At 60.5% G+C, this 25,589-nt stretch carries 24 protein-coding genes; 13 read left to right on the forward strand and 11 right to left on the reverse strand.

Annotated elements, in window-relative coordinates; translation table 11 throughout:
• Positions 1-32 precede the first annotated feature (32 nt).
• From FJ320_02780 to FJ320_02815, 8 genes are all read right to left on the reverse strand, one after another.
• Positions 33-689 carry a peptidylprolyl isomerase gene (locus tag FJ320_02780; GenBank protein MBM3924900.1) on the reverse strand — a complete coding sequence of 219 codons (657 nt, stop codon included), beginning with the start codon at positions 687-689 and terminating at the stop codon, positions 33-35.
• Positions 690-788: 99 nt separating this feature from the next.
• Positions 789-1,799, reverse strand: coding sequence for a methyltransferase (locus FJ320_02785; GenBank protein ID MBM3924901.1), 1,011 nt, complete (start codon positions 1,797-1,799; stop codon positions 789-791).
• 11 nt (positions 1,800-1,810) lie between these two features.
• Positions 1,811-2,578, reverse strand: a complete 768-nt coding sequence (locus tag FJ320_02790) for a glucose 1-dehydrogenase (protein ID MBM3924902.1) — start codon at positions 2,576-2,578, stop codon at positions 1,811-1,813.
• Positions 2,575-2,871: a hypothetical protein gene (locus tag FJ320_02795; GenBank protein ID MBM3924903.1), complete on the reverse strand. Its 297-nt coding sequence runs from the start codon at positions 2,869-2,871 to the stop codon at positions 2,575-2,577. Before FJ320_02795 ends, FJ320_02790 begins: the two co-directional genes overlap by 4 nt.
• Before the next feature lie 57 nt (positions 2,872-2,928).
• Complete coding sequence (locus tag FJ320_02800) at positions 2,929-3,966, reverse strand: LLM class flavin-dependent oxidoreductase (protein MBM3924904.1); 1,038 nt, start codon at positions 3,964-3,966, stop codon at positions 2,929-2,931.
• Between the two features lie 33 nt (positions 3,967-3,999).
• On the reverse strand, positions 4,000-4,593 hold the full coding sequence (locus FJ320_02805) for a hypothetical protein (protein ID MBM3924905.1): 594 nt from the start codon (positions 4,591-4,593) through the stop codon (positions 4,000-4,002).
• Between the two features lie 66 nt (positions 4,594-4,659).
• A complete protein-coding gene (locus FJ320_02810; protein ID MBM3924906.1) occupies positions 4,660-5,235 on the reverse strand; it encodes a hypothetical protein in 576 nt (191 codons plus the stop codon).
• A 65-nt stretch (positions 5,236-5,300) separates the two neighbouring features.
• The gene (locus tag FJ320_02815) at positions 5,301-5,879 is read right to left on the reverse strand and encodes a hypothetical protein (GenBank protein MBM3924907.1); all 579 of its coding nucleotides are present in this window, start codon (positions 5,877-5,879) and stop codon (positions 5,301-5,303) included.
• A 52-nt stretch (positions 5,880-5,931) separates the two neighbouring features.
• Between FJ320_02815 and FJ320_02820 the strand changes: the two genes are divergently transcribed.
• Positions 5,932-8,136, forward strand: a complete 2,205-nt coding sequence (locus tag FJ320_02820; protein MBM3924908.1) for an acetate--CoA ligase family protein — start codon at positions 5,932-5,934, stop codon at positions 8,134-8,136.
• Between the two features lie 7 nt (positions 8,137-8,143).
• Here the strand turns inward: FJ320_02820 and FJ320_02825 are convergent, their stop codons facing one another.
• Genes FJ320_02825 through FJ320_02835 form a run of 3 tightly spaced genes read right to left on the reverse strand, consistent with a single transcriptional unit; the run spans position 8,144 to position 10,712 of the window.
• The gene (locus FJ320_02825; GenBank protein MBM3924909.1) at positions 8,144-9,070 is read right to left on the reverse strand and encodes a hypothetical protein; all 927 of its coding nucleotides are present in this window, start codon (positions 9,068-9,070) and stop codon (positions 8,144-8,146) included.
• Positions 9,071-9,088: 18 nt separating this feature from the next.
• On the reverse strand, positions 9,089-10,000 hold the full coding sequence (locus FJ320_02830; protein MBM3924910.1) for a hypothetical protein: 912 nt from the start codon (positions 9,998-10,000) through the stop codon (positions 9,089-9,091).
• Complete coding sequence (locus FJ320_02835; GenBank protein MBM3924911.1) at positions 9,993-10,712, reverse strand: hypothetical protein; 720 nt, start codon at positions 10,710-10,712, stop codon at positions 9,993-9,995. The genes FJ320_02830 and FJ320_02835 overlap by 8 nt, the downstream gene beginning before the upstream one ends.
• A 371-nt stretch (positions 10,713-11,083) precedes the next feature.
• On the opposite strand from FJ320_02835, the gene FJ320_02840 reads away from it, so the two are divergent.
• The 12 genes from FJ320_02840 (at position 11,084) to FJ320_02895 (ending at position 25,563) form a co-directional block, all read left to right on the forward strand.
• On the forward strand, positions 11,084-12,064 hold the full coding sequence (locus tag FJ320_02840) for a MoxR family ATPase (protein ID MBM3924912.1): 981 nt from the start codon (positions 11,084-11,086) through the stop codon (positions 12,062-12,064).
• Between the two features lie 25 nt (positions 12,065-12,089).
• Positions 12,090-13,286, forward strand: coding sequence for a DUF58 domain-containing protein (locus tag FJ320_02845; protein MBM3924913.1), 1,197 nt, complete (start codon positions 12,090-12,092; stop codon positions 13,284-13,286).
• A gap of 15 nt (positions 13,287-13,301) precedes the next feature.
• Positions 13,302-15,764 (forward strand): transglutaminase domain-containing protein, encoded by a 2,463-nt coding sequence (locus tag FJ320_02850; GenBank protein ID MBM3924914.1) that lies wholly within the window; start codon positions 13,302-13,304, stop codon positions 15,762-15,764.
• A gap of 324 nt (positions 15,765-16,088) precedes the next feature.
• Positions 16,089-17,024, forward strand: a complete 936-nt coding sequence (locus FJ320_02855) for a TIGR03619 family F420-dependent LLM class oxidoreductase (protein MBM3924915.1) — start codon at positions 16,089-16,091, stop codon at positions 17,022-17,024.
• A gap of 562 nt (positions 17,025-17,586) precedes the next feature.
• Complete coding sequence (locus tag FJ320_02860; GenBank protein MBM3924916.1) at positions 17,587-17,883, forward strand: hypothetical protein; 297 nt, start codon at positions 17,587-17,589, stop codon at positions 17,881-17,883.
• Positions 17,883-18,503 carry a cytochrome c3 family protein gene (locus FJ320_02865; GenBank protein ID MBM3924917.1) on the forward strand — a complete coding sequence of 207 codons (621 nt, stop codon included), beginning with the start codon at positions 17,883-17,885 and terminating at the stop codon, positions 18,501-18,503. Before FJ320_02860 ends, FJ320_02865 begins: the two co-directional genes overlap by 1 nt.
• Positions 18,504-18,507: 4 nt before the next feature.
• The gene (locus tag FJ320_02870; GenBank protein MBM3924918.1) at positions 18,508-20,784 is read left to right on the forward strand and encodes a 4Fe-4S ferredoxin; all 2,277 of its coding nucleotides are present in this window, start codon (positions 18,508-18,510) and stop codon (positions 20,782-20,784) included.
• A 2-nt stretch (positions 20,785-20,786) separates the two neighbouring features.
• Positions 20,787-21,542, forward strand: coding sequence for a 4Fe-4S dicluster domain-containing protein (locus FJ320_02875; GenBank protein ID MBM3924919.1), 756 nt, complete (start codon positions 20,787-20,789; stop codon positions 21,540-21,542).
• Positions 21,526-22,953: a hypothetical protein gene (locus FJ320_02880; protein ID MBM3924920.1), complete on the forward strand. Its 1,428-nt coding sequence runs from the start codon at positions 21,526-21,528 to the stop codon at positions 22,951-22,953. Before FJ320_02875 ends, FJ320_02880 begins: the two co-directional genes overlap by 17 nt.
• A 20-nt stretch (positions 22,954-22,973) precedes the next feature.
• A complete protein-coding gene (locus FJ320_02885) occupies positions 22,974-24,350 on the forward strand; it encodes a molybdopterin oxidoreductase (protein MBM3924921.1) in 1,377 nt (458 codons plus the stop codon).
• Positions 24,351-24,370: 20 nt separating this feature from the next.
• Positions 24,371-24,883 carry a DUF3341 domain-containing protein gene (locus FJ320_02890; protein ID MBM3924922.1) on the forward strand — a complete coding sequence of 171 codons (513 nt, stop codon included), beginning with the start codon at positions 24,371-24,373 and terminating at the stop codon, positions 24,881-24,883.
• A complete protein-coding gene (locus FJ320_02895) occupies positions 24,883-25,563 on the forward strand; it encodes a cytochrome c (GenBank protein MBM3924923.1) in 681 nt (226 codons plus the stop codon). Before FJ320_02890 ends, FJ320_02895 begins: the two co-directional genes overlap by 1 nt.
• The last annotated feature ends 26 nt before the right edge of the window (positions 25,564-25,589 follow it).

Here is a 25,589-nt window from a genome sequence, read left to right on the forward strand (position 1 = left end):
GGGGCGGCTGCTCTGCTCGGCCTCTTATAGTTCTAAGATTCTGTGATGGTTACAGTCTTTATGAAGACCTGCTCCAGCGGTTTTGAACGCTCCTGTCCTGTGTCATTGAGGCCTACAGGCACGTTGGCAATGGCGTCCACCGTGTCCAGTCCCTCCTTGACTATGCCAAAGATGTTATAGCTCTTCGGCAGCCCCGCGTTTTGATGCATTATGAAAAACTGGCTTCCATTAGTATTCCGGCCAGAATTAGCCATGGCGATAATGCCGCGCGAGTAGTCCCGCGTCACCGGCTCGTCTTGGAAGCGATATCCCGGCCCCCCGAAGCCAGTCCCCAGAGGGTCCCCGCTCTGCACCATAAACCCCTTGATCACCCTGTGGAACACCACGTCGTTATAAAAGCCCTCCCGTGCCAAAAAAACGAAGTTGTTCACCGTTACCGGCGCCTCTTTCGCGAAAAGCTCCAGGGTTATCTTCCCCTTATTGGTGTCCACCACCGCCTCGTACTTCTTGTTCGCGTCGATGGTCATGGCGGGCGCCGCATTATACGTTTTCTTCACTGTTCCTCCGTTTTGGGGTTGATTTGTAGGACTGGCCGCGGATGAAGGCGCTGTCGCTGTCGCGCCGCCGTCATCGCCGCACGCGCTCAATAAGGCCACGCCCACCGCAGCCGCCACTAGCCAGAGTTTCATTCGGTATGCCGTTCTAACTAGCTCCAACGTCTCACTCCTATATATCGGATTCCAAGCATAAGCCCGATACTGGATACTAACACAAGGCCCATCGCTCCACTAGGCTGGCTTTTGAGCTTCAATCAATACCGAAGCCCCGTCCAGCCGTCTCCTGCGAATTTTCACGAAGCCCACCTCTTCCAGCCATTCTCTAAACACGCTGTACGGCCTCGTCCCCCCCTGCGGCATCACCACCAGAGCGAACAGGTTGAACAGCGAGCTGAACGTCGGCGATACCCCGTCCTCCTCCAGCACGTAGTCCACCACCAGCAGCTCCCCGCCGGGCGTTAATGCGTCGAAGCTCTTTTTCAAGAGACTCTGACACTGCTCGTCCCCAAAGTTATGAAAGATATTGCTGAATAAATGAACGTCCGCTTCCTCCGGCAGCGGTTCGGTGAAAAAATCGCTGCCCTTGGCCGTTACTCGATGCGAAAGTCCCGCTTTTTCTATGTTCTGCCTTGCCGCCTCGCACACCCCAGGGCGGTCTAATATCGTGATCTTTAAGTCTGGGTTCGCCGCCGCCAGCGCCAACGCCATCGCCCCTGACCCGCCCCCTACATCCAGCAGATGCCTTCTGACACGCAGACTGCGCCTAGATGCCAGCGCCCTCGCCGCCGGCGCCCTGAGGTGGTGGGTCGCGACGGCCAGGAGCCGGCCCTCCTCTCGCGATATGGGCACATGCCTGCCTGACTCATCTACGCTCCACAACGCTTTCCCCGTCCTCACCGCCTCTTCAAATCTCAAGAAAGGGCTGTAAAATATCCTATTCATGGCGACAAAGAAATCCCCTAGATACTCCCGCTTTCCCTCCACCAGGAAACCCTCCACCTCATCCGCCACCTTATAGCGCGGCCCCTCCTTTTCTAGGAGCTTCAATGAAGTCATCGCGTCCATCAATATCCGCGCCCCTCTTTGGGATAGTCCCGCCGATTCCGAAAGCTTTTCCACTGTATCTTTTCCCTGGTTCACCAGAGTGAACAGTCTCAAGCTGCACGCCGTCAAAAACGCCTTGGACTGCCAGTAACTTAGCCCCAGGTCTAAAAGTCGCTGACGATGTTGTGACGGTCTCAATACAGGCTTCTCTACTGTGCCGTCCGGCCGCCGTCTATCACTATCTCCGCGCCCGTCACGTAGGATGACTCGTCCGATGCTAGATACACCGCCAGGTGGGCTATGTCCTCGGGTGTGCCCAGCCGTCCAAGCGGCGCCTGAGCCAGCCGCGACGCCATCCTGGCCGGGTCCGCCAGGTAGTCCCTATTCATCGGCGTCAGCACGTCTCCGGGGTGCACAGAATTTACCCGTATGTTTTGCCCCGAGTACCGCAGCGCCATAGCCTTGGTCAGCGCCCTCATTGCCCCCTTGGACGCCCGGTAGTCCACCGACGCCCCGCCGCCGATCATCGCCGCCACCGACGATATGTTGATAATCGAACCGCTCCCACTCTTAGCCATGGCGGGAGCGCAGTATTTTATACCCAGATACGCGCCCATCGCGTTCACATCCATCGTCCGCTGCCAGTCCTCCAGGGTCGTCTCCTCTACAGTTGATCGAGAACCAATTCCCGCATTGTTCACCAGGATATCCAGCCTTCCAAACGTCGCCACCACCAGTGACACCACCCGCTCCCAGTCCCCTTCAACCGACACGTCCATCCGGTCGAACACGACCTCTCCGCCTTGGCCTTTAATACTCTCTGCCGTCTCCCGTCCTTCCCTTTCCAGCACGTCCCCTATCAGCACCCTTGCCCCCTCCTTCGCAAACGCCCCGCAAATCGCCGCGCCAATCCCCCTGGCCCCGCCGGTCACCACCGCAGCCTTCCCTGCCAGCCGGTTCCCCCGCGACGCCTTCACACCTCGGTAACCTCACCCTCATCGATGGCATCCACCAGCGCCGCGCCGACTCGCTTCAACAGGGCCTTCCTTCCCGTCTCCTCCTCCTCATCCCCCAGCTTAGACGCCACAGACTTGATATACATTACCCAGTCCAGCGGCATCCCCTGCGGCGCTTCGCGAGTCAGCACCTCCTGGGCTGTCGAAAGCAAGTCCTCCCGGCCCGACTCCGCCTCCTGCACCACGCCATCGATTATCCGCATGGCGGCTTGAGCAAGCGCGTCCGAGTAGGAGTCTGAAGACCTTCGGGACATGGCTGTATCCGTGATGTTCTCTTAGTAACCTGCAAGCCATTGTACAGGATGGCAAAACTAAGGGCTTATTCCCTTCACAAAGGTCTTATATTGTTCAACGTCTTCGCCCTCTGGCATCGGCACGAAAATATGAGTGATACCTAGGGCCTGATATTCGATGAGCCTTTGCCGCACTTCCCTCTCGCTGCCCACTATCGCCACCTGCGCGGCCAGTCCGTCAGGAATAATGCGGCGTACCGCCTCATAATCTGCGGCTTCTCGAAACTCGCGAGTCCACCCGCCCATCGACAGCACCTTCGTGGCCCTGGTAACCCGCCGCAGTTCTTCCACAATCCTCGGAACGTCAAAATCTTTCGACACCATGGCGTTATCCAACCCGGGAAGGCTGTACATCACGCCCATCTGTTCCTTCATCCCCGCCAGCGCAAACCCCACCTCCTCCGTCACCTTGAAACCTGTCTGCACCGCGAAAATAAATCTTTCACTATCCAGCCCCACCTTAAGCCGCTCCGCCTTTACCAATGGAATCGTTTTGCGCAAAAACTCCACGCTGGGCCAGCTAAACACCAGCCCGTCGGCCACTCGCGCCGCCACCTCCACCATCCTAGGCCCCACTGCCGCTACATATATCGGTATGTGTTCCTGTACGCCCTCTACGTCCCGCCGCAGCTTGCGTACCTTGAAATAGCCTTCCCCGCTGGCCTCGTAAGGCTCCTGCCACCACTGCCGCAGCAAGCCAATGTTCTCCCTGACCACTTCCACCGCGTCGCCCACGTCCATGCCTAGCAGTTTCTCATACCACGGCGTCATGCTCCGGCCCAAGCCCAAAAACGCCCGCCCCTGGCTCAAACGGTCCAGGGTGGCAATGGACATAGCCTGTAGGTGCGGCGGCCTCAAGTACGGGCTGGTTACCCCCGGCCCCAGACGGATCCTATTCGTGCCGCCGGCCAGGTATCCCAGAATCCCAAAGGCGTCCCAATGAAAAAGCTCCTCCGACGCCCACGCCGACTCCACACCCGCCGCTTCCGCCTTCTTTACCAGCGACAGCAGGTCTTGCGGCAGACCGTCCCGAAGCGGACGGTGGCCTATCTCAATGCAAAACTTGACGTGCTCACCCCAAAAGGATGTTTAGAGCTTGTGACCTTGCGGCACCAGCCAGGACTCGGAAAACGCCAGCGACGACTGCGCCTGGGTGTTGGGATGCTCGCTCACCAGGAACGTCCTGCCACTTACTGACTTGCCGTTGATGCTTAGCCGCGCCCCGCCGGTAGGTATCATGCAAGCGTAGACGCCAAAGGGCCGCGGCGGGTTGCTCCCAGGCGCCCTCGCGATGTTGTACGGCTCGCCGATGTCGTGCCACGTCATCTCGATGTCCTCATCCCGCGACGAGATGGTCTCCGTCCAGAAGGAGCGCACGTCGCCATAAGCGTCAAAGTCGGCCTGTATTACTTCCAGGCTCTCGTCGCCGAAGGGCTTGTGCTGCCAGTTGGCTATGTTCTTCTGGAACCATCGCGCCATGTTCAGATTGTCCGAATATATCTTGGGTTTCTGCCCCGTCAGCTCGCTGACGATAAACAAGGCGTTGCCCGGCCCAGCCGGCGAGAATATGACCTTCCACAGGCTTGTTCTGGCCGTCAATTCGCCATCCGGCTTGTGGGCCAGCCTGATGTACGGGTTCTCTCCCGTGAAAAGTATTTTGTTTGGATCGGCGCCAGGGGGCATGACTCACCTCCCGCAGAGATTGTCCAGGATTTTATATGACAAGCCCCTCAAACAAAAGGGTATCGTTTATCTGCTGACGAGCCACGTCTCGGAAAACGCCAGCCCGCATGTGCTGCTAGCCCCTCCCATCAAGTCCTGTGGAAAGACACGGCCCTGGGCTTCCTTGCCGTTCAATGTCAGCCGCGCCGCCCTGGCAGGAATAATCGTCCCGTAGATCCCAAAGGCTGCCCCGGGCCTCCCGCCCGTCGGAACCACCGCGATGAACGGCTCCCCTAAATCGTGCCACGTCAACCGTATTCGCTCCACGCTAGACACCACCTCCTCCGTCCAGAAGGCCCTCAAGTCCCCGCTGGACCTAAACCGCGCCTCCTCCACCGCCAGCTCCTCATCCCCAAAGGGCGTCTTTCGAGGCCCCTCCAGCGTCCGCTGCATCCATCTTGCTAGATTGATGTTGTCTGAATAGACTCTCGGACGACCCTCCGTAAGCTCGCTGAGGAGGAACAACACGTGTCCCGGCCCCGCCGTCGATAGCAATATCCGCCAGAAGCTGGCGTTAGTGGTAAACGGCTGACCCTGGGCCGGCCCCAGCCGCAGAAACGGGTTCTCCCCCGTCAAAAGCACTTTATTCGGGTCAACGCCCATCGGTCCACCTCGTTCCGTGGGGCCGCCAAAGCTATGATGACGGCCCCGCGCAATTGCTCAAGCGACTACTTCCTTGGCCCCAGCCATGACTCCGAAAACGCCAGGCTGGCTGTGCTGCCGATGGCGCTCTCCCGCTTCAGCTCGTACGGCTTCCCCGACGCCTGCTCCCCATTGATGGTGAGCCGCGCCCCTCGCGCCGGTATAAGCACCGTGTACACCCCGTGAGGGCTGGTGGGCCGCTGCCCCACCGGCGTGTGCGATATGAAGGGCTCCCCCAGGTCGTACCATGTCATGTGTATCTCGCCCTCCGACGAGTATATGGACTCAGTCCAATAGGAGCGCAGGTCCCCGGACTTGTCGAACTCGGCATCCACCACAGGCACGTTCTGGTCTCCAAACGGCGCGTGCAGGTACTTCTCGATTTCGCCCTGAAGCCACCGCGTCATGTTGATGTTGTCGGAATAGACCTTGGTCTTGTTCCCCGTCAGCTCACTGGTGATGAACAGCACGTGCCCCGGGCCGCCGGGCGAAAACAGGATCCGCCAGTAGCTGCTTCGAGTCGTGAACTCCCCATCCTTTTTGGGGGACAGCCGTATGTAAGGGTTCTCGCCGGTTAGAAGAATCTTGTTGGTATCGACGGGCATAACTACCTCCCCAGTTTTGTTGACGGCGCCATTGTAACAGCGACGTTATGTAATGACTACCCTGGGCCGACGCCCTGGCGCAAGCCGTCCTGGATGGCTAATATTAGTTCGCTTCATTCATCCTCCGGAGGCATACCACCGAATCATGGCCCAGGCCCCTTCCGCCAAGCTTCAGTCCATCGACCGCATGCTCAACCCTCGAAGCGTGGCCGTCGTCGGCGCCACCGAACGCCCCCAGTACGGCGGGCGGTTCCTTCGTTCCGTCCTCGCCAGCCAGGACAAGCTGAGAGTCTATCCCATCAACCCTCGATATCAAGATGTCCTGGGCATGAAGTGCTATCCTCGCCTCACCGACCTCCCCGAGACCCCCGACCTCGTCGGCGTCATCGTCCCCGCCGAAGCCGTCATGCCCGTCCTGGAGGACTGCGCCAAAATCAAGGTCCCCTCAGCCATAGTCATCTCCGCCGGCTTCTCTGAGCGCGGCGACACCGCCCACCAGCAGCAGCAGGCCAAACTCAAAGAGTTCGCCGCCCAGTCCGGCGTTCGAGTGTGCGGCCCCAACTGCCTCGGCGTCGCCAACATCAGGACCGGCGTCTGGGCCAGCTCCTCCGCCCCTTACACCGACCTTAAGCCCGGCCCCATCGCCCTGGTCTCCCACAGCGGCGCCACCGCCTTCGGCCCTCTTATGACTCGCGCCGCCGACATGGGCGTCGGCTACTCCCACATCATCTCCACCGGCAACGAGGCCGACCTGGAGTCCTCCGACTTCATCGACTATCTCCTCGACGACCCCGATGTGAAAGTCATCGCCTGCTTCATCGAAGGTTTTAAAGATGGGCGCAAGTTTATCGCCGCCGCCAAAAAAGCCCTGGACGTGGGCAAGGCCATCGTCCTGCTCAAAGTAGGCCGCTCTGAGACCGGCGCCAAGGCCGCCATGTCCCACACCGCCGCCCTCACCGGTTCCGACGCCGTCCATGACGCCGTTTTCAAACAGTACGGCGTCCTCCGCGTCGACGACTACGACGATTTAATCCAGGCTTCCAACCTCCTGGCCTACGCTCCCGCCCCGTCAAAAGTAGGCGTGGCCGTGGTCTCCCACTCCGGCGGCGTCAGCTCCCTCATCGCCGACCACCTCGGCCTCAACGGCCTGTCCCTGCCTCCCCTGACCCGGACCGCCGAGGAAGGCATTAACAAGATTTTGAACGGCTTCGGCTGGGCCTCCAACCCCGCCGACATCACCGGCTACGCCAACCGCCCGGAACTCGACGCCATCATGCGCCTGCTGGAGCAAGAGCCCGAAGCGGGCGCAGTTGTCGTCGCTACCGCGGGCCGCGCCTCCCAGGCCCAGCAGGTCATCAAGCTCCGCGACGAGTCCTCCAAGCCCATCATCTTCATGACCACCGGCGGCGAGGAGACGGAAGAGGGCCTCGCCCAGCTCCGCCAGGCCCACATTCCCCTCTTCGACTCGCCCCGCCGCATGGCCGGCGCCATGGGCGGTTTCTTCACCTACCATAGGCGCCGCAAGCTTTGGCGGCAGGCCAAGGCAGCAGTCAAATCCTCCAAGGGCGTTGTTGCCCCGGACTTTAAATCCGGCCCCCATTTCCTCACTGAACACGCATCCAAAACACTTCTCGCACATTGGGGCGTGCCATCCACCCGTGAAATTCGAGCCTCCAATGCCGATGAAGCCGTTAACGCCGCCAAAACCCTCGGCTATCCCGTCGCGCTAAAGCTGGAATCTGAACACATCCTGCATAAGACCGAGGCTGGCGTCGTCCGCCTCGGCCTCCAAAACGCCAACCAGGTTAAACAGGCCTACGCGGAAATCGTCGCCTATGGAATAAAATTCGCCCCCAATTCCAAAGGCTCGCCCGTCTTGGTGCAAGAGATGGTGAACGGAGGCGTGGAAGTCATCGTCGGCCTCTCCCAGGACTCCCACTTCGGCCCCGTCCTCCTCGTAGGCCTTGGCGGCATCTTCGTGGAAGTCTTCAAAGACACCGCCATGCGCGTCTGCCCCATCACCGAAAACGACGCGCGGGAGATGCTCGAAGAAATCCGCGGCGCCAAGCTGCTGAAAGGCTTCCGAGGCAAGCCCCCCGCCGACATCGACGCCCTAATCAAAGTAATGCTGGCCCTCTCCCATCTCTCCCAAGACCTAGCCGCCCGCCGCCCCGAACTCGACATCAACCCACTGGTGGTCCTCCCCAAAGGCCAAGGCGTGAAGGCCGTCGACGCCCGCATTAATCTCCACGAGTGACCGACCCCTACTCCTTCCCCGCCTTCTCCATCGCCCGTCGCTTCTCCTCATCCCGCGCCCGGCACCGCGACGCTCGCTCCAGCACCGCCTTGGCCCACTCGTCCACCGGCACGTCGATCATACGCTTTCCCAGCGGCACCGCTGCCGTCCCCCTGGCCACTCCCTCGGCGAACACCTCTCGCACCTTCTTGTAATACTCCACCTGCTCCGCCGTCGGCGAGAAGGCCCTGTTAAACGGCCCTATCCATTCTCGATTGCTGAACAACGCGCCTTTGAATCCCAGGTCTTTAGCGTTGGTTCCCAACCTAAACAAGTCCTCAGATGAACACTTCGGTCGCAGTGTGCCGAGGGGGTGCGGCACATCCAGCGGCTGCACCTTAGCTGCCGTCGCCTCTACCACTACCCTGCCCCTGGCATACTCAAACGGGTCCAAGCCCTCTTGTAACTTAATATCCAGGTCCTTCGCCAGAGCGATCTCGTCCAGTGACACCTGCGTAACCCTTGGAGACGCTTTAATAACCTCGCGTACATTCCACACGCCCAGGGCCGTCTCCAGTACCGGTACTATTTGCAAGCTGCCCTTAGATATTCCCCTGCGAGTCTCGTAATCCTCCAGCCGTTTATCCAACGCCACCACCTGCTCCCCTGTCTCCGCTCCCCCGAAAACCACCCCCGACAGCCCCGGCCACACACCAGCCCCCAGTTGCCGTTCCGTCGCCTTGGAATCCACCACTACGAAGACTTCAGAGCCCCCGTATGAAGCGAAGCCCGTGCTTATCCTCACCCATTTCCTGGATTGCCCATTTAGGGCCTCGGCAGGCATCCCCCGTAAGTCCAGGGCCACAGCGTCGGCCCCCAGCTTCCAGAGGTCGTCCATACCCTTCAGCGTCTTCAGGGAGACCATCAAAATTGTTCGACGCACCAGGCTAAGCACTCGCGCCTCCCTGGTCCTTCATCGACTTCGCCTTCCGACGGTCCTTTCCGCGCAAGCCTCGGCAAACTCCAACAGCGCCTTCGCCCGCCTGGCTTCGTACCTATCAATCACTCGTCCCTCCAACTCGGCCCAGGCCCGTCCCTCCGCCTCCAGCGTCTTGTATAACTCCATGACCCGCCGTGCCTCGGACACCTCCTCCGCCGTCGGCGTGTGCCCTCGGTTCTGTGGCTCCACCACGTTTGGATGCAGTCCCCCGCCGATGTAAAAGCCTAGCTTCCGGCTGGCCTCGGCAATCTTGAAAGTATAATCGGCGTCGCTCACGCTGCCTGAAACATCTGGAATAAAAATAGCGGCGTGTATATCCATCTCCTTCACCATGCCCGCCAGCTCCAGCTCCCCCTTGCCGTACATGAACTGCTCAAACCCCACGAACATCTCCACGCCCAGGTCTCGCGACATGTCGTACCCCGCGCCGCCCCCAAAGTCATTAATCCGAGGGCTCGCCGCCGCGATTTCATGGGCGTTCGACACCCCCAGCGCCGTCTCGATATTCGCGCCAATCTCTATATAACCCGGCGCAATGCCCCGCTCCTTCTCCAGACGTGAAATTATTGAATCCACAAATCGAATCTCCTCCGCCGTCTCCGTCTTTGGATAGTTGACCCGCCTCAGCCCGGGCCATACCGCGGCTCCTAGGTCCTCCTCCACCATATCGTGGTTTATCCGCACCCAGACTTCAGCCCCGCCCTTGGCGGCTACCGGTATCGCCGTCTTCACCAGACTTCGAGCGTAGGCCTTCTGCTGCGGCGGCACCGAGTCCTCTAAATCCAAAACAAGGAAGTCGCATCCCCGCGTCCAAGCCTTCTCCAGAAAACGAGGGTTATTGATTGGGAAAATTAGCCCAGAACGCCGCACCAGTCTTTCAGCCATGACTGAACCCTCGATTTACCGGCTCCACCTGATGGCCTTCAACGCAGAACGCCCCCTTGAACCCCAGCGCCTTTCCTCTCAGCGACGCCTCGTATGTATCCTCCGCCCCCGCCCGCAGCCCCCGCGCCGTCGAACGCCACCACGCCCCTAAAGGGACCACCCCTGCCGCGCGCGCGATGATAATCAGCCTCTCCATAAAATAAGGTAAGAGATGCAATTCGCCGGACGGCTCCGGCCTCAAGTCCATCTCTAGGTCCGCCCTACCTAAGGTCACACCCCACACCCTTGGACTCGCTTTTACTATCTCCATGGCCTTGTGGTTCCCCAAAGCCGTCTCCAGCGACGCCACAACCCCCAGGCTCTTCGGCGCTAGGCCCCTCTCATCCTCCAAACGCCCCAGCGCCTCATCGCAGGCCGCCACCTCCTCCGCCGACTCTACCCTAGATAGCACCACCCCTGAAAGGCCCGGCCAGGCCACCGCGCCAAGCTCCTCCCTTAGCCTGGACTTGTGCGCCATAGCGAAAACTTCGCTGTGTACTGAGGCATGTCCAATAGCGCGGAGGGCCTGCTGCCGCGCCCGTCCCCTTTGGGCGTCCGGCGTAAGCTCCACCAAGTCCACCACCATAACGTCCGGCATGGACTCCGCGGCCTTAAAAAACTCTTCGATATTGTGTGGCGGCGCCAGAAGCCACGATCGGCGTTTAGAAATCATTCGTCTGTGCCGGAGAAAAGTTGCCAGCTAGCATATCTAAGGCCGCTGCGCCGCGCAACGGGCGACGGCTCGTCATGTCCGTTGCCATATTTGAGCGTCTTAATAATTTCTTCCCCCTTCATATGTACTCTGTACAATAAGAATCAAAGGGGCGTGGGTCAGAGGGAAGTCATCCAACCATCTTCTCATCCAAAAACGTAACAAGTCCGGGCGGGAACTATTTTCATCGAAAAGACATCATATATATTATCGGCGTCCCGCCAAAAATTAGTCTTGCGTCAGGTATCTTGCGCTTGCATAATGCGTTAAGTTAAGCTGATGCCGCCCATCCATCTAAGCTTCCAGCGAGGGCCACAGTGGAAAACTTCACACTGAATGATGCGCGTGAAATAGCCAGCCGTCTTACGGCCAACGTTGAGAAAGTTATCGTCGGCAAAAATAAAATCGTGAAGTCCGGCGTCATGGCCCTCCTGTGCAGGGGTCACGTACTTATCGAGGGCGTCCCCGGCGTCGGAAAGACCATGCTGGCCCGCAGCATCGCCGTATCCATCGGCGGCACCTTCAAGCGCATCCAGTGCACCTCAGACCTCCTCCCCAGCGACGTCACCGGCACCTACGTCTTCGACCAGCGCGACCGCGAATTTCACTTCCGCCCCGGCCCCATCATGGCCAACCTGGTGGTGGTCGATGAGATAAACCGCGCCTCCCCGCGTACCCAGTCAGCTTTCTTGGAGTCTATGGAGGAGCGCCAGGTGACCGTGGACGGCACCACCCATCCGCTACCAAACCCCTTCTTTATTCTCGCCACCCGCAACCCCATTGAGCATGGCGGCACCTTCCCGCTGCCGGAGACCGAATTGGACAGGTTTATCATGCGCGTGCGCCTTAGCTATCCCACCGTCGGCGACGAAGCTGCCATTGTTGAAAATCAGATGCTGGCCCACCCCATTACCACTTTGGGAAAGGTGGTAGACCTGGACGAGATAGTTAAAGCGCAGGAAGCCGTCCGGCGCGTCTACATGGACCGTCTAGTTACAGACTACGCCGTGGCCATCGTCAGCGCCACCAGGCAGCACCCCCTTATCCACCTCGGCGCTTCACCCAGGGCCACCCTTTCCCTTGTAGCCTTGGCCCAGGCCAACGCCCTGGTGGAAGGCAGGGACTTTGTGCTGCCCGACGATATCAAGGCCGTAGCCGCCGAGGCCCTTAGCCATCGCGTCATCCTCAACGCGGAAGGGCGCGCCGGCGGCGGCGAAGACCAGGTTGTCGAAAACGTCCTAAGCACCGTCCCCGTAGAACGCACCGCCGCCGCCCAGCGCACCCCCTTCCCCACTGCCCGTGCTGCCAGCTAATGAGGGCCTATCAGGATAACTCCTAATGAGAAGGCTCATAACTCTAGTCTTCTTCTTGTTGCTGGCCTTGGTCTTAGCCCTGGCCACCGGATACAGGCCCTTATACCTCGTCCTTTACACCCTGGTTTCCATATCAGCCCTGGCCTACCTCTGGGCGTGGATACAGACTCGCGGCCTTGAAGCCGCCGTCGAAAACCTCACCTCCAGGCCCCACGTAGGTCAGCCTATCCTCCTCAAAGTAACCCTCCGCGACAGATGGGGACTCCCTCGAATCGCCCTGCGGGTGCAGCCGGACAACGTATCCCTTGAAACTCAGAACTCGGTTAACCTGCGACCAAGAGGCTCCTTCGAATTCAGCGTCAACGCCAGAAGCCATCATCGCGGCTACAATCCTATCGGCCGCGTCACTGTCACCGCCAGCGACCCCTTAGGCATAGCCCACATCCAGCGGCGCCTCGGCTCCTCTCATGATGTCCTGGTCTATCCTGAAGTCATCCAACTGACGCCCGGCCTCTCCGTCGGCTCCGCCGCCCTGGGCCACATCGGCTATGTCACCACCCTTGCCAGCGCCAGCACCTCCGCCTCCAGGGTCCGCGAGTACCACCCGGGCGACAGCCTGAGCCATATCCACTGGCCCACCACGGCGCGTCGCAACAGCCTCATGACCAAGGAGTTTGACAGCGGCGGCCACAGCGAAGTCTGGATCTTTGTGGACCTCCAGGGGTCAAACCAGGCGGGGACCGCCCCGGAGAACACCGAGGAGTATTCCATCACCATCGCTGCCTCCATAGCCTACAGCCTCATTGACCAGGGCCAGTTAGTGGGACTGGCTTACCAGGGCGCCGTCTTCCAGCGCATAGCTCCCAAACGCACCGCCGAGCATCTATGGGACGTCCTGACCGCCCTCGCTGTCGCCAGGGCCCAGGGCAGCGCGCCCATCGCGGCCCTGGTAGAAAACAGCGTCCCCTTCCTCGCTCCGGGCAGCGTCGTCTTAGCCGTGGCGTCAGGCTCCGCCGCCCCCCTGGTCGCCCTGGGACATCGAATGGAGCGCACCGGCGCGTCGCTGGTGCCCGTCATGCTGGACCCCTCCAGCTTCGCTCAAGGCAAACAAAACGGCGCTAAAGCCCCCTCCTCCAACGGCTCCGTCCCCGTCTTCAACATCCGGCAGGGCGACAATCTCGGTCCTTCTCTTTCTTCAGTCATGGACCGTCTTATTTACTAGCGCGGGGAATAAGCAATGGCCAGACAAAACCGTGCCGCTAAAAGCGGAGTGAAGAAAACCCCTCCCATCAGCTTGGTATCCACCATCTTGCAGACCTTGCTCAGCCTTGTCCTTATAGGCCTCCCTATGTACGTAGCCTTCTATCCGCTTCAGGAGGCCAAATGGGTTGCCGGCCTGCCGCCTCTGATTATCCCCATAGCCATATCTCTTACCTTCAGCCTCCTCCTCGCCTATCGAGGGGTTTCCTGGCGCTTTGCCCATCCCGCGGCCACCCTTTTATCGGGCGGTCTGGCCCTTGGCCTCGGCCTGCCAGCCCTAAGCGGCGGTGTGGATATGGGAATGGGGATGTTCCTCATATTCGTAGCCGCATGGCTCTCCCACGTCGCCGTCTGGCTGTCCCTCCGCGGCCCGGCCCCCGTCCTCATGGGTATGCCAGGCCTTCTGGTTGTCCTCATCACCCTGACTTTTCTACCCTCCGACTACTTCAAGTACGTGCCCCTCTATCTCTTGTCCCTGGCCCCGGCCCTGGCCCACTTCCACGTGCGAAGATGGGTCACCCAGACCGGCGTCCTGGCCCGTGGCGCTCCCCTCCTAGCCGCCCTGGCCCTCGTCGGCGTCGCCGTGGGGTTCACCTGGTCGGCCCCTTCCCCGGAAGACCCCATTCGCCCTAACGCCACCAAAAAGTTCGAAGACCAGTTCTACGGCTTCTGGGAAAACACCGCCAGCGTCTTTGACAAACTGCCTAATCGACGCCAGTGGCCCCAGTTCAACCTCCACCCAGACCTGCCCTTCAACTCTGTCACCGACCAGAGCGATGACATCATGATGCTGGTCAAATCGGACGACGCCTACAAATGGCGCTATCGTGTCTATGAGACCTACACCGGCGAAGGCTGGACCAGGGAGGAGGTGGCGGCCACAGACGCTACCACCGGCGTCGACTTAAAAGATGAGCTCCAGGGACTGTCGGATCGTAAAGAGGTAGAAATCCGTGTGCGGCTCCTCTCCACCAACACCCACATGGCTACCGTCGGCGTGCCTGTTGGAGCTGAGGGCACCGTCCTGGCTGAGGCGTCCCCGGACAGAAGTTTTGTTTTTAACCTCTCCGGCAGCCAGTCCACCTTCCTCCCCCCGGACCTGAGGACTTTTCGCAACGATCTCGCAAACAGGCGCGGCTCCGGCCGCACCTCCGCCGCCATAGAGCGTGCCGTCTCCGCCGTTGGCCTTGAGATCACGTCAGGCCTCTCTTCCTCCTCCAATCCCACATCTGTTACTGTGCAGCGCGCCCAGGAAGAGGTTGTCCCTTCCCTGGCCCTTCTCTTCTCCAGGCGCCAAGCCCCTCCCAGAAGCTACCTCACCCGGGGCTCCATATCCGTAGCCACCCCTGGAGACCTCCGGCAAGCCTCCCGCAGCTACCCTGAGTGGGTGACAGACCGCTATCTGCAGCTTCCCACCGCCTATCCCCAGACTGTGCGGTCTCTAGCGACTACCCTGGCCGCCGGCCAGACGAATCCCTACGACATTGCCCTCAGCATCCAGGAGTTCCTCCACAATATACCCTACAGCCTGAACGTGGAAGCGCCGCCCAAGGGCAGGGATGCCGTCGAGTGGTTCCTCACCGAAAAGCATGTCGGCTTCTGCATGTATTACGCCTCCGCCATGACCACCATGCTCCGTTCCCTCGGCATCCCCGCTCGATTGGTCGTAGGCTTCGCCCCCGGCGATCTCGACCCTGACCGCGACGCCTACGTAGTCCGCGCCAAGCACTACCACGCCTGGCCGGAAGTCTACTTCCCAGAATACGGCTGGGTCGAATTCGAGCCTACTCCGCCCGGCGTTCAGAGCGGCCTTCAGGAGCTTGGCCTTGGCGACTTCGGTGTCGCCACTACTCCACCCCCGCAAGTCCTGGAGGACGAATGCTTCCTCGCCGGTATAGACTGCGGTTTCGTGGACGACCCCTCACTCAACAACGGCAGCGATATTGAGTTGGATAACATTGTTCCAAACAACCCAGTAGTAACGGATACCGAAGGCGGCGGAGGCTCCTTGCCTACACGGCCCTTCATGCTCGCCATTTTTTCCCTTGGCGCGCTGGCGGCTATCATCTTCGCCATTAACATGTACATGCGCCATCTAAGATTAAGGAACGGCGCCCCCGCCCTCAACTACATGCTCCTTGGACTCCTGGGAAGGCTGGCGGGAGTACCTCGCAGGCTCCAGCACACCCCCTCCGAATACGGGCTTATCATGGCCCGCGCCCTCCCTGCTTACGCGGGTTCCATAGAACGCGTGGTGAAGTCCTATGAATTGGTGCTTTTCAGCCGCGCCAAAACCCTGGACTCCGAGCAGGCGCTATCCCTCCAGCGCTCCTGGCGCACCCTTAGGTGGGGCCTTCTGGGCCTCATCCTGCGACGCCGCATCCTGCGATGGTTCCCCCCCTGGCGGCAGGCCGCCCGTCCGGCCCCCTCCCCCGCCTAGCTCAGCAAGCCGCCTTATTTGCTGAGGCTTCCCCTGATTCCCTTCCTATCCTCTCCCCTGCTACGCGGGGGAGAGTTAGAGAGGGGGCAGGGGACGGGTAGAGAGGGAAGGTACCGCTTAACTCTTACTCACCTTATACACATAGAGGGCTTTGTTACCGCCCCCCTACTTGCTATACTTGGCCTCTAAAATTTCGGAGGTGCCATATGTGCCAGAGCTGCGGCTGCACAACTGCCGAACCCAAGAAAAAAACCCAAGCCCGGTAAGTAGTTCCCGTCTCCAGGGGCTAGGGCCTCCACGCTCTAGCCCCCTTCTTCTACCCACATGTCTAAACCAAAAGTCCGCATCGGCTTCGCTCCCGGCCAGTTCCCTGACAGCCCCCAGGGCCACGACACCGTGCGACAGCTGGCGCATCTAGGCGACGAGGTCGGCTACGACTCCGTCTGGTTCAGCGACCGCGTCGTCGGTGGCCGCTTCCCTCTGGAACCCATCGTCGCCCTCTCTATGACCGCCGCCTACTCCCCAAAGCTCAAATTCGGCGCCAGCGTCCTCGCCCTCCCCCTCCGAAATCCCGTCCTCCTGGCCAAGGAGCTGGCCACCCTGGACTACCTATCCAAAGGCCGCCTCCTCCCCGCCGTCGGTCTCGGCCAGGACGACCCCGCCGAGTATCAGGCCTGCGGCGTGTCCAAAGAAGGTCGCGCCGAACGCACTGACGAAGCCATCACAGTCATGCGCCGACTCTGGCAAGAGGACTCGGTCACCCACCACGGCCGCTTCTTCTCCTTCGATGACGTTTCTATCGTTCCAAAGCCCTTCCAAAAACCGGCGCCGCCCATCTGGATTGGCGGGCGCAGCAAGGCCGCCCAAAAACGCACGGGCCGCCTCGGCGACGGCTGGCTGGTCTCCCAGGCCACGCCTCAGGAAATCGAGCAGGGCTGCCGCGTCATCTTTGCCGCCGCCGGCGAGCATGGCCGCGCCGTTGACGAAGGTCACATTGGCACTATGCTGGGCTTCTGCATCGCCGCCGACGACGCCCAGGCCGCGCTCATCGCCCAGCCCTACCTGGGCCGCCCCCGTGACGATATGCCCTTCCAACACTACACCGCCCTGGGCCCGCCCCGCCAAATCTCCTCCCTCATCAACGACTACATCGCCGCCGGCGCCACCAAGTTTGTTGCCAGACCTCTCTGCCCCGCCGACCAGGCTATGTCCCAACTGAGGCTCTTCGGCCAGGAAATCCTCCCGCTTTTTCATAGGTAGAGTCCAGACAAACCCGCCTTGAGTTAAAACCTTACCCTTCAGTGCGCGCGTGACACACATCAAGAGAAGTGTGAAGCCTCCCTTCTTCTGTACCATCTTCTTTTATATGCGCTTGTGTTTATCAGCCTGGCTTGTGAAAAACATAGACCTCTTGAACAGATAGGGTTTGGATGGTCTCCGCCTGGTTCTCCCTCTTCGGCCTGGAAGAACTCCGCTGCCTTTAAGCATATATCGCGGAGTCCGATACAATCGGACCGTCCTGAGTCCGCCTCAGGCGGACCGAAGGAGGGGGTTGTGGTATTTCTTTTTTCTTTCCCTCTTCTCCCGTAGTCGGGAGAAGAGGGCTGCAAGCTCGCCGTGGCGAGACAAAGGGTGATGAGGTTCCCCCGATTGAGAACAAGGTCAGCTTTCTACGCAAAACCACTCGAGACAACTCCAACCTCCGCCGCTCTTAACTTAAGCCTCATATCCTCTTGACACTCCAATTTAGTATGTGATAATTTTCACCTGCACGTTCGGCGGATTCCTCAGACACTCCTGAACAGGTGACCTCTAACCAATGATGCCGGACCCCTCTGCCATCAGCCAGTTCACCTGGCAAGAGATAGGCAAACTCCTCCATAATCTTTGGTATTTCTTTGCTCTGATTTTCGTCACCGCCTTGTTCCTGGTCACCTCCCTCGCCATAATTCCCTCCCTGGTCGCCTCCGGCCACCTGCCCCGCACCGCCAGCCTCTTCAGGTTCTCCATGGTTCTTACCGGCCTGGCCCTCCTCGGCTTAGCCATAACCTTGATGATCTACAGCGCGGAACTGGCTCGCGTAATCATGGAATCCTTCTACGACAGGTACTGGATCTAATGGGCGCCCTCATACCGCCCTTCATCCCTAAAAAACTCTTTTATTTGTCCCTGGCGTTAGGCGGCCTCCTTTCCATTGCTATCTCTGTCCTCGTCGGCGTCTTCGTTATAAAAGCCTGGTGGGGCACGCCTTTTGAAGTCTTCGGCTGGGCTGGCCCTCCCGAGCAGCCCATAGCCTTCCCCCACACCACCCACGTTAAAATCGACGGCATCAACTGCGCCTTCTGCCATCGCGGCGTTCTCAGCGGCGACGCCGCCACCCTCCCCGCCGTGGAGCAGTGCCTCTTCTGCCATCAGACCATCCAGGGCCAGAACGCCCCTCCCGAAATCGCGAAACTCATTAACTATTTCAATGAAGGCCAGCCCATCAACTGGGAGAAAGTCCACCGCCTTCCCGACCACGTCCAGTTCGCCCACGAACCCCACGTCCGCTTCCTCACTGAGACCCGCGGCCTTAACATAGAAGCCGCCTGCTCCACCTGCCACGGCAATGTCCGCGACATGGTGGAAGTGGAACAGGTCCGCCGCCTCAAGATGGGCGACTGCGTGGACTGCCATAGAAACAACCTGGACGCCACCGAGAACAAGGACATCACAGACTGCACGGCCTGTCACTATTAAAGCTATGAAAGTATCTCGAAGAGATTTCTTGAAACTCGCTGGCCTCTCCACCGTCGGAGCCGTGGCCTGCAACATATTCCCTGACCGGGAGTTCCAAGAACAGAGTCCCCTGCGGATTCCCGAGGACATGGTCACTGGCGTGGATAACTGGTACGCCACCACCGCCCGGGGCGGCATCGAGACCGAAGGCCTGGTGATACGCGTTATGGAAGGCCGCGCCAAAAAGGTGGAAGGCAACCCTCTCTTCCCCACCAACCAGGGCGCCCACAGTATGCGTTCCGAAGCCCTCCTCCAGGAGCTTTACCACCCTGACCGCATCCCCTCGCCTATGCGGCGTGTCGGCGCCCGAGGCTCCGGCCAGTGGGAGCCGATAACCTGGGACGACGCCCTAAACACCCTCCGAGACCGCCTCAGCGGCGTCTCAAATCGTAATCAGATGCTCATGGTCACCAACTCCATGCGCGGCAGCATGGCTAACCTGGCCCAGTCCTTCGCTCAGGCCTACGGCGGCCGCTCCGCCGCCCTGGACCTCATGCACGAGACCGTGGCCGCCCAGGTCGTCCGCGACCTTTTCGGCCAGGACCGGATGCCCGTTTTCGATATCAGGAACTCGGAATACGTCCTCTCCTTTGGCGCAGACTTCCTTGCCACCTGGGGCTCGCCCATCCAGTTCTCCAAGGGCTACGGCCACTTCCGACAGGGCGAAGGCCGCTCCCGCGGTACCCTTGTCCACGTCGACCCCCGCTTCTCCCTCACCGCCGCCAACGCCGACCAGTGGGTCCCCATCCGGCCCGGTCATGAAGGCAGGCTCGCCCTCAGCATCGCCCACGTCATCATCTCGGAGGGCCTCGGCAGCGCCGCCGCCGTCAACGCCATGACCGGCGGCAACCGCAACGTCCTGGAGGCCTACGCCCCGGAACGTATCTCCCACGAACTGAACATTCCTCTCATCCACGGCAAGTCCCCCGTGGACATGATTAAAGAAATCGCCCACGACCTCGCCAGCCACGGCCCTCGAAGCATCGCCATCGGCGGCGGCTCCGCCGGCGCTCACACCAACGGCTATTTCAACCTCGCCGCCATTTACGCCCTCAACTTCCTCGTCGGCAGCGTAGGTCAGCAGGGCGGCGTTATCCTCAACCCTCCCGCGCCGACCCCTGAGTTCGGCGCATTCCTAAATCCCACCACGGTTCGGGACTGGCAGGGCATCCGAAACGACATCGCCGGCGGCGCCGTCAGGCTGGTCATGGTCCGCGGCGCTGACCCCGTCCACAGCCTCGCCGCCCTCGACTTCGCCGGCGCCATCAACCGCGACGATGTCTTCGTCGTCTCCTTTGCCACCGTCCCCAACGACACCTCCCACATGGCCGACCTTATCCTCCCCGAGCGCGCCGCCCTGGAGGACTGGGGCAGCGACGTTCCCAACATCGGCCCTGGTTTCCAGGTCGTCGGCATTCAGCAGCCCGTGGTCAACCCCCTGCCCGAGTACGACCCCATGGGCTTCGGCGATGTTCTCCTCCGTATGGCCGCCGAGTTAGGCATCGCCAACAAGGCCCCTCTGAACCATGTCACCTTCGCCGATGTCCTCAAGGACCACGCCCGTGGCCTTCAAGCGCTGAATCGCGGCTCCGTCCGCAACGCCAGCTTCGACGCCTTCTGGAACCGCCTCCTCCAGCAAGGCGGATGGTGGGATGAAGGCTCTCGTGGCGCAGCCCCTCCCGCCGCTCCCAGACTCGCCGATATCGTCGCCATGGCCCGCGACGCCGTTATTAGCGGCCCCACCGGCGGCAACACCTTCAACCTCCTGGCCTTCCCCCACATCTCCCTTACCGACGGCCGCGGCGCCAACCTGCCCTGGCTTCAGTCCACCCCCGACCCCATCACCTCCGTCGCCTGGACCACCTGGGTGGAGTTGAACACCGACACCGCTGACCTCCTAGATCTGAAGGAAGGCGATTATGTGAACATAGAAGGTCCCAACGGCAGGTCCTTCACCGCCCGCGTCTATCACCATCCCGCCGCGCCCAAGGATATGATCAGCGTGCCTATGGGCCAGGGCCACCGCAACGCCGGCCAGTACGCCGCCGGTCGAGGCGCCAACGTCCTGGAAATCCTCGGCCTGCCTGTCGAAGAACGCACCGGCGCCCTTGCCTGGTCTTCCACTCGCGTGCGGCTTACACCCGCCGGGCGCAATGACAGCATTCCCAAGTTTGAAGGCATCGTGCCCGCCTTCCAGCTCAGCGAGCATGAGGCCATCGTTAAGGTGACCAACGAGGGATAAATATGGCAAGCCATCACAAATGGGGAATGGTTGTTGATATTGACCGCTGCACCGGCTGCCAGGCCTGTGTCATGGCATGCCAGGCCGAGAATAACATCGCTGTCAATGAAGAAGTCCATTTCCTCTCCCGCCGCGCTCACCAGTGGATCCGTATAGACCGCTACTGGGACGGCGACACCAAGGAGAAAGGCGTCGTTACCTGGCCCGATGTGAAGGCCAGATTCATCCCTGTCCTCTGCCAGCACTGCGAAAATGCCCCCTGCGAACCTGTCTGCCCGGTCTATGCTACCTACCACAATAACCAGGGCCTTAACGTCCAGGTGTACAACCGCTGCATTGGCACCCGTTACTGCGCCAACAACTGTCCCTATCAGGTCCGCTTCTTCAATTTCCGCGACCCCCTGTGGCCCAAGAGCCTCTGGAACCATCTGAACCCGGACGTGACCATCCGAAGCCGCGGCATCATGGAAAAGTGCACCTTCTGTATTCAGCGCATCCGCCGCGCCGAGCGCGTTGTCGAAGGCCAGCGCGGCGAGCAGTTGGATGACGCCAAGCTCAAGGCCGGCAACTGGATGCCTGCTTGTGTCAACGCCTGTCCGACTGATACCCTCATCTTTGGCGATTTGAACGACCCCAACAGCCAGGTCTCCAGGAAGTCCCAGGACCCGCGGCACTACAAGCTCCTGGAAGAGCTCGGCACAGATCCTAACGTCGTCTACTTGAAGAAGGTTGACCCACAGCATGCACAGCACGCATAGCCTCCCCATCGGCGACGACGTCCACACCAAGGACTACAAGGTCCAGCTCTCCGTCCACGGCGAAGAGCTGGACTCCAAGACCATTATCGAGGATGTCAGCCGCGGCTTTTTCGCCTTCGGGGCCTTCTATAAGCTGGCCCTGCTCGCGCTGGCAGCCCTTTTCGCCGTCGGCATCGTTGTCTTTGTAATACGCGCCGCCGACGGCCTAGGCGACGCCAGCCGCCACCAATGGGACTACCTCGCCGCCGTCTTCGCCTTCATCGTCAGCGCCGCCGGCTGCGCTCCCCTCATAGCAGTCGCCCTCCGCATGACCCGCAACCACTGGCGCCGCCCTATTTCACGCATCGCCGAGCTCTACGCCGTCGTCGGCCTCCTCAGCCTTCTCATGTTCATCCCCCTCCTCCGGGTGCTTCCCCCCATTGATGGCCGCCGCACCCTCTGGTTCACCGATGAGTTCCCCGGCGCGCCTGTCTGGTGGAACTTCTTCGGCCTCCTGGGGTTGGTAATCGCAGGCTTAGCGCTCCTCTTCGTCTCCGCCCTGCCGGACTGGCTCCAGACCTCCCGCCGCGGCCAGGGCTTTCGCGCCGGCTTCGCCGGGGTTTTCGCCGGTCGGTGGACCGGCACCGAGGCCCAGTGGAAACTCCATCGCGCCGTCCTGGCGATTATGGGCGCCTTCTACTTCCTTCTCCTTATTTACATGCTCAGCATCATCAACACGGACTTCGTCATGTCCCTGGTGCCCGGCTGGAAAGACGCCATCATGCCCGCCCACCAGGCCCTCACCGGCATACAGAGCGCCCTGGCCCTGGTCCTCATCACAGCCTTTCTGGTCAGGACCTTCGGCGGCTACAAAAAATACTTCCCCATGGAAGTCTTTTGGTCCTCCAGCAAAATTCTCATGGCCCTCTGCCTCCTATGGGCCTACTTCTGGTTCGCCGCCTTCATGACCTTCTGGTATGGCCGTATGCCCGTGGAGCAGACCATCCTCAAGACTTTCATGTTCGAAAGTTACTTTATACCTTTCCTAATCAACATCTTCTGCAGTTGGCTCATCCCCTTCTTCGGCCTCCTCATGTGGAACCCCGTGCGCAAAAGTGTATGGGGACCCACCCTCGCCTCCTGCTTTATCCTGGTCGGCGCCTTCTTCATGATGGTCCGTCTCTACGTCCCCGCCTTCAACATTGAAGATGTCACGGCCTTTAGCCTGGAGACCGTGCCAGCCGCTGTTACCCCCAACGCCGGCGATATCTTCATCATTATCGGAGCCCTTTCAGGCGCCGTCTTTCTCTATATGCTTGCCGCCAAGTTCATCCCCATCATTTCCATCTGGGAAATGAAGGAGGGGCTTCTGTATCAGCGCGTCCGCACCCTCTTCCGGTCCCGGTTCTTGATGGTAGGCAAGCCTGATTAATCCAAGGCAGTAACAACCCCGTGCAAGAAGCAAAAGTTTTAAGCTACCGGCAAATCAATAAGGACCTGCTGGGGAACATCTTCAAGAGTTCCAACAGGTACTGGCTCATCGTCGGCTTCCTCACCATCATCGTTCTGGGCGCCTTCGCCGCCGCCGGCTATATGATAAACCGGGGCCTCTGGGTCACCGGCCTCAATCGCCCCATCTTCTGGGGCTTCATGATCACTAACTTCGTCTTTTGGATAGGCATCAGCCACGCCGGCGTCATGCTCTCCGCCATCCTCCGCCTCTCTAAGGCCGAATGGCGCCGCCCCGCCACCCGCGCCGCTGAGGTCCTCACCATCTTCTCCCTCATGACCGCCGTCACCATGCCCATCATCCACACCGGGCGCCCCTGGCGCACTCTCTACTGGGCCTTCCCCTTCGACTTCCAGCGCGGCATCTGGCCCGACGTCCGCTCCGCCCTGGTCTGGGACCCCTCCGCCATCAACACCTACCTCACCTCCAGCATCATGTTCGTCTTCGTCGCCCTCATCCCCGACCTGGCCGTCCTCCGCGACCGCAGCACCGGCCTCCGCCGCATGATTTATACCGTCCTCTCCATGGGCTGGCGAGGCTCTCCCCGGCAGTGGAAACTTCAGGCTATCGCCGGCATCCTCCTCTCCGCCCTCATCCTGCCCGTCTTCGTCTCGGTTCACAGCATCGTGTCCTTCGACTTCTCCATGACTATCTCCGTTAAGGCCTGGCACTCCACCATTTTCGCTCCCTACTTCGTCATCGGCGCCGTCCTCTCCGGCGTCTCCGGCGTCGTCACCGTCATGATTTTTATACGATGGCTCTTCAACTGGGAGGACTACATCCGGCGCGAGCACATCGACGCCCTGGGCCGCCTCCTCATCGTCATCGCCCTGGCCTGGTTCTACTTCTTCGCCCTGGAGTTCATGTTCGGCATCTACGGCCAGGAGGGCGACGAGCTGGCCACCAGGCACATGCAGATGTTTGAGCCGCCCTGGTCCTGGCTCTTCCTGACCTTCATCATCACCGCCTTCTTCATACCCCTGGGCCTCTGGCTCTTTAGAGACGTTCGACGCAGCTTCTTGTGGATGACCATCACCACCCTCCTGGTGAACGTGGGCATGTGGCTGGAGCGGTTCCTTATCATAGTCCCAGGCCTTGCCAGAAAGCAGGGCTTCACTGGCACGTGGCACACCTATGCTCCCAGCGCCGTGGAGATAACCATCATCGTGGGCACCTTCGCCATGGTCCTCCTTCTATTCCTCCTCTTCGCCAAAGTGTTCCCGCTTATTCCCCTCTTCGACATAAAAGAGGGCCAGGTCCTTAAAGATGAAATCAAGATTGGCCGCAGGCGCGTGCCTGCCGTCATTCGAGAAGACTAACCCTTCTGTGAGGTGGTCTCGTGGCTAAAAAAGAATTGATGGGCCTCTTTACCGACGCCGGGTACGCCGCCGAAGCAGGCGACGCCCTGGAGCGCGCCGGCCTTACCAAAAATGACTACGATTTCCTCACCGACACGCCATATCCTGAAGGCGCCCTCGGCGAGCGGCACATCAGCCACAAAATCTACGTCTTCCCCTTCATCGGCGCCATGCTCGGCCTCACCGTCGCTATCCTCATCACCGCCGGCACCCAGGTCTCCTACCCCCTCATCACCGGCGGCAAGCCCGTCCTCTCCGTCCCCGCTATGGCCATCATCTCCTACGAAGGCACCATGCTGGGCGCCATCCTTTTCACTGTCCTCGGCATCCTTTTCGAGTCCCGCCTCCCCTACTTCCGCAAGCGCCTTTACGACGACCGCATCACCGAAGGCTACATTGGTCTGGTGGTGGAGGTCGACGACTCCAAAGTAAGCGACGTCGAACGGGCCTTGACCCAGGCCGGCGCCGTCGAAATCAAGCGGGCCGCCGCCTAATGCTCAATCCGATGAGAAAAGCTACCGCTATTAGGACCGGGTTAGCACCACGGCTGGCTACCCTCAGGTTCCTTCCCCTCTTGAGGGGGGAGGTTAGGATGGGGGGTCGGGGTCTTAGTGCGGGGTTCCCTCTCAAGAGTCGACTGGTATTCCTCGCTTTGGCAGGCCTCCTCGTCGCCCTGCTGGGCGCGGCCTGCGGTCGCGGCTCCTACCCCATCGACTTCTTCTACGAGATGCATTACCAGCGTTCCTACCACCAGCAGGAGCCGCCGCGCCTTTTGCCCCCTGACGGCGCTGTACCCACTACTGGCCGTGAGGTGCTGCTTACCCCTCAGGCCCTGGACTCCATTACCAACCCCATACCCGGCCAGGGCATCGAGCACGGCGCGCTTCTATACGCCATCAACTGCTCCCAATGCCACGGCGCTACCGGCCTCGGCGACGGCCAGGTCCTCGTAACTATGATGGCGAAATATGGCTACGTCCCCAAACTGAGCCCCAATCTAGTGGCTGTAAGAGCCCTTCCTGACAGCTTCCTCTACGGCATCATCAGCAACCGCGACCTCATCCTCACCGACCCAAATCAGCCCAAGGTCATGCCCCGGTTCCAGCAGCTCCTCACGCCTGAGGAGCGCTGGATGATCATTAACTACCTGCGCGAGGGTCTGACCGGCCAGTAGCGCCCATAACGGAGCGGTGCCTGGTA

This window comes from SAR202 cluster bacterium (assembly GCA_016872285.1).
Taxonomy (GTDB): domain Bacteria; phylum Chloroflexota; class Dehalococcoidia; order Lucifugimonadales.

Bases quoted from the DNA above. Each gene is read 5' to 3' on its own strand.
- FJ320_02875 (MBM3924919.1), top strand. From the start codon at position 20,787: ATGGCAAGCCATCACAAATGGGGAATGGTTGTTGATATTGACCGCTGC.
- FJ320_02830 (MBM3924910.1), bottom strand. From the start codon at position 10,000: ATGGCTGAAAGACTGGTGCGGCGTTCTGGGCTAATTTTCCCAATCAAT.
- FJ320_02805 (MBM3924905.1), bottom strand. From the start codon at position 4,593: ATGCCCCCTGGCGCCGATCCAAACAAAATACTTTTCACGGGAGAGAAC.
- FJ320_02795 (MBM3924903.1), bottom strand. From the start codon at position 2,871: ATGTCCCGAAGGTCTTCAGACTCCTACTCGGACGCGCTTGCTCAAGCC.
- FJ320_02810 (MBM3924906.1), bottom strand. From the start codon at position 5,235: ATGGGCGTTGACCCGAATAAAGTGCTTTTGACGGGGGAGAACCCGTTT.
- FJ320_02835 (MBM3924911.1), bottom strand. From the start codon at position 10,712: ATGATTTCTAAACGCCGATCGTGGCTTCTGGCGCCGCCACACAATATC.
- FJ320_02860 (MBM3924916.1), top strand. From the start codon at position 17,587: ATGCCGGACCCCTCTGCCATCAGCCAGTTCACCTGGCAAGAGATAGGC.
- FJ320_02815 (MBM3924907.1), bottom strand. From the start codon at position 5,879: ATGCCCGTCGATACCAACAAGATTCTTCTAACCGGCGAGAACCCTTAC.
- FJ320_02850 (MBM3924914.1), top strand. From the start codon at position 13,302: ATGGCCAGACAAAACCGTGCCGCTAAAAGCGGAGTGAAGAAAACCCCT.
- FJ320_02855 (MBM3924915.1), top strand. From the start codon at position 16,089: ATGTCTAAACCAAAAGTCCGCATCGGCTTCGCTCCCGGCCAGTTCCCT.
- FJ320_02845 (MBM3924913.1), top strand. From the start codon at position 12,090: ATGAGAAGGCTCATAACTCTAGTCTTCTTCTTGTTGCTGGCCTTGGTC.
- FJ320_02865 (MBM3924917.1), top strand. From the start codon at position 17,883: ATGGGCGCCCTCATACCGCCCTTCATCCCTAAAAAACTCTTTTATTTG.
- FJ320_02780 (MBM3924900.1), bottom strand. From the start codon at position 689: ATGAAACTCTGGCTAGTGGCGGCTGCGGTGGGCGTGGCCTTATTGAGC.
- FJ320_02895 (MBM3924923.1), top strand. From the start codon at position 24,883: ATGCTCAATCCGATGAGAAAAGCTACCGCTATTAGGACCGGGTTAGCA.
- FJ320_02870 (MBM3924918.1), top strand. From the start codon at position 18,508: ATGAAAGTATCTCGAAGAGATTTCTTGAAACTCGCTGGCCTCTCCACC.
- FJ320_02820 (MBM3924908.1), top strand. From the start codon at position 5,932: ATGACTACCCTGGGCCGACGCCCTGGCGCAAGCCGTCCTGGATGGCTA.
- FJ320_02880 (MBM3924920.1), top strand. From the start codon at position 21,526: ATGCACAGCACGCATAGCCTCCCCATCGGCGACGACGTCCACACCAAG.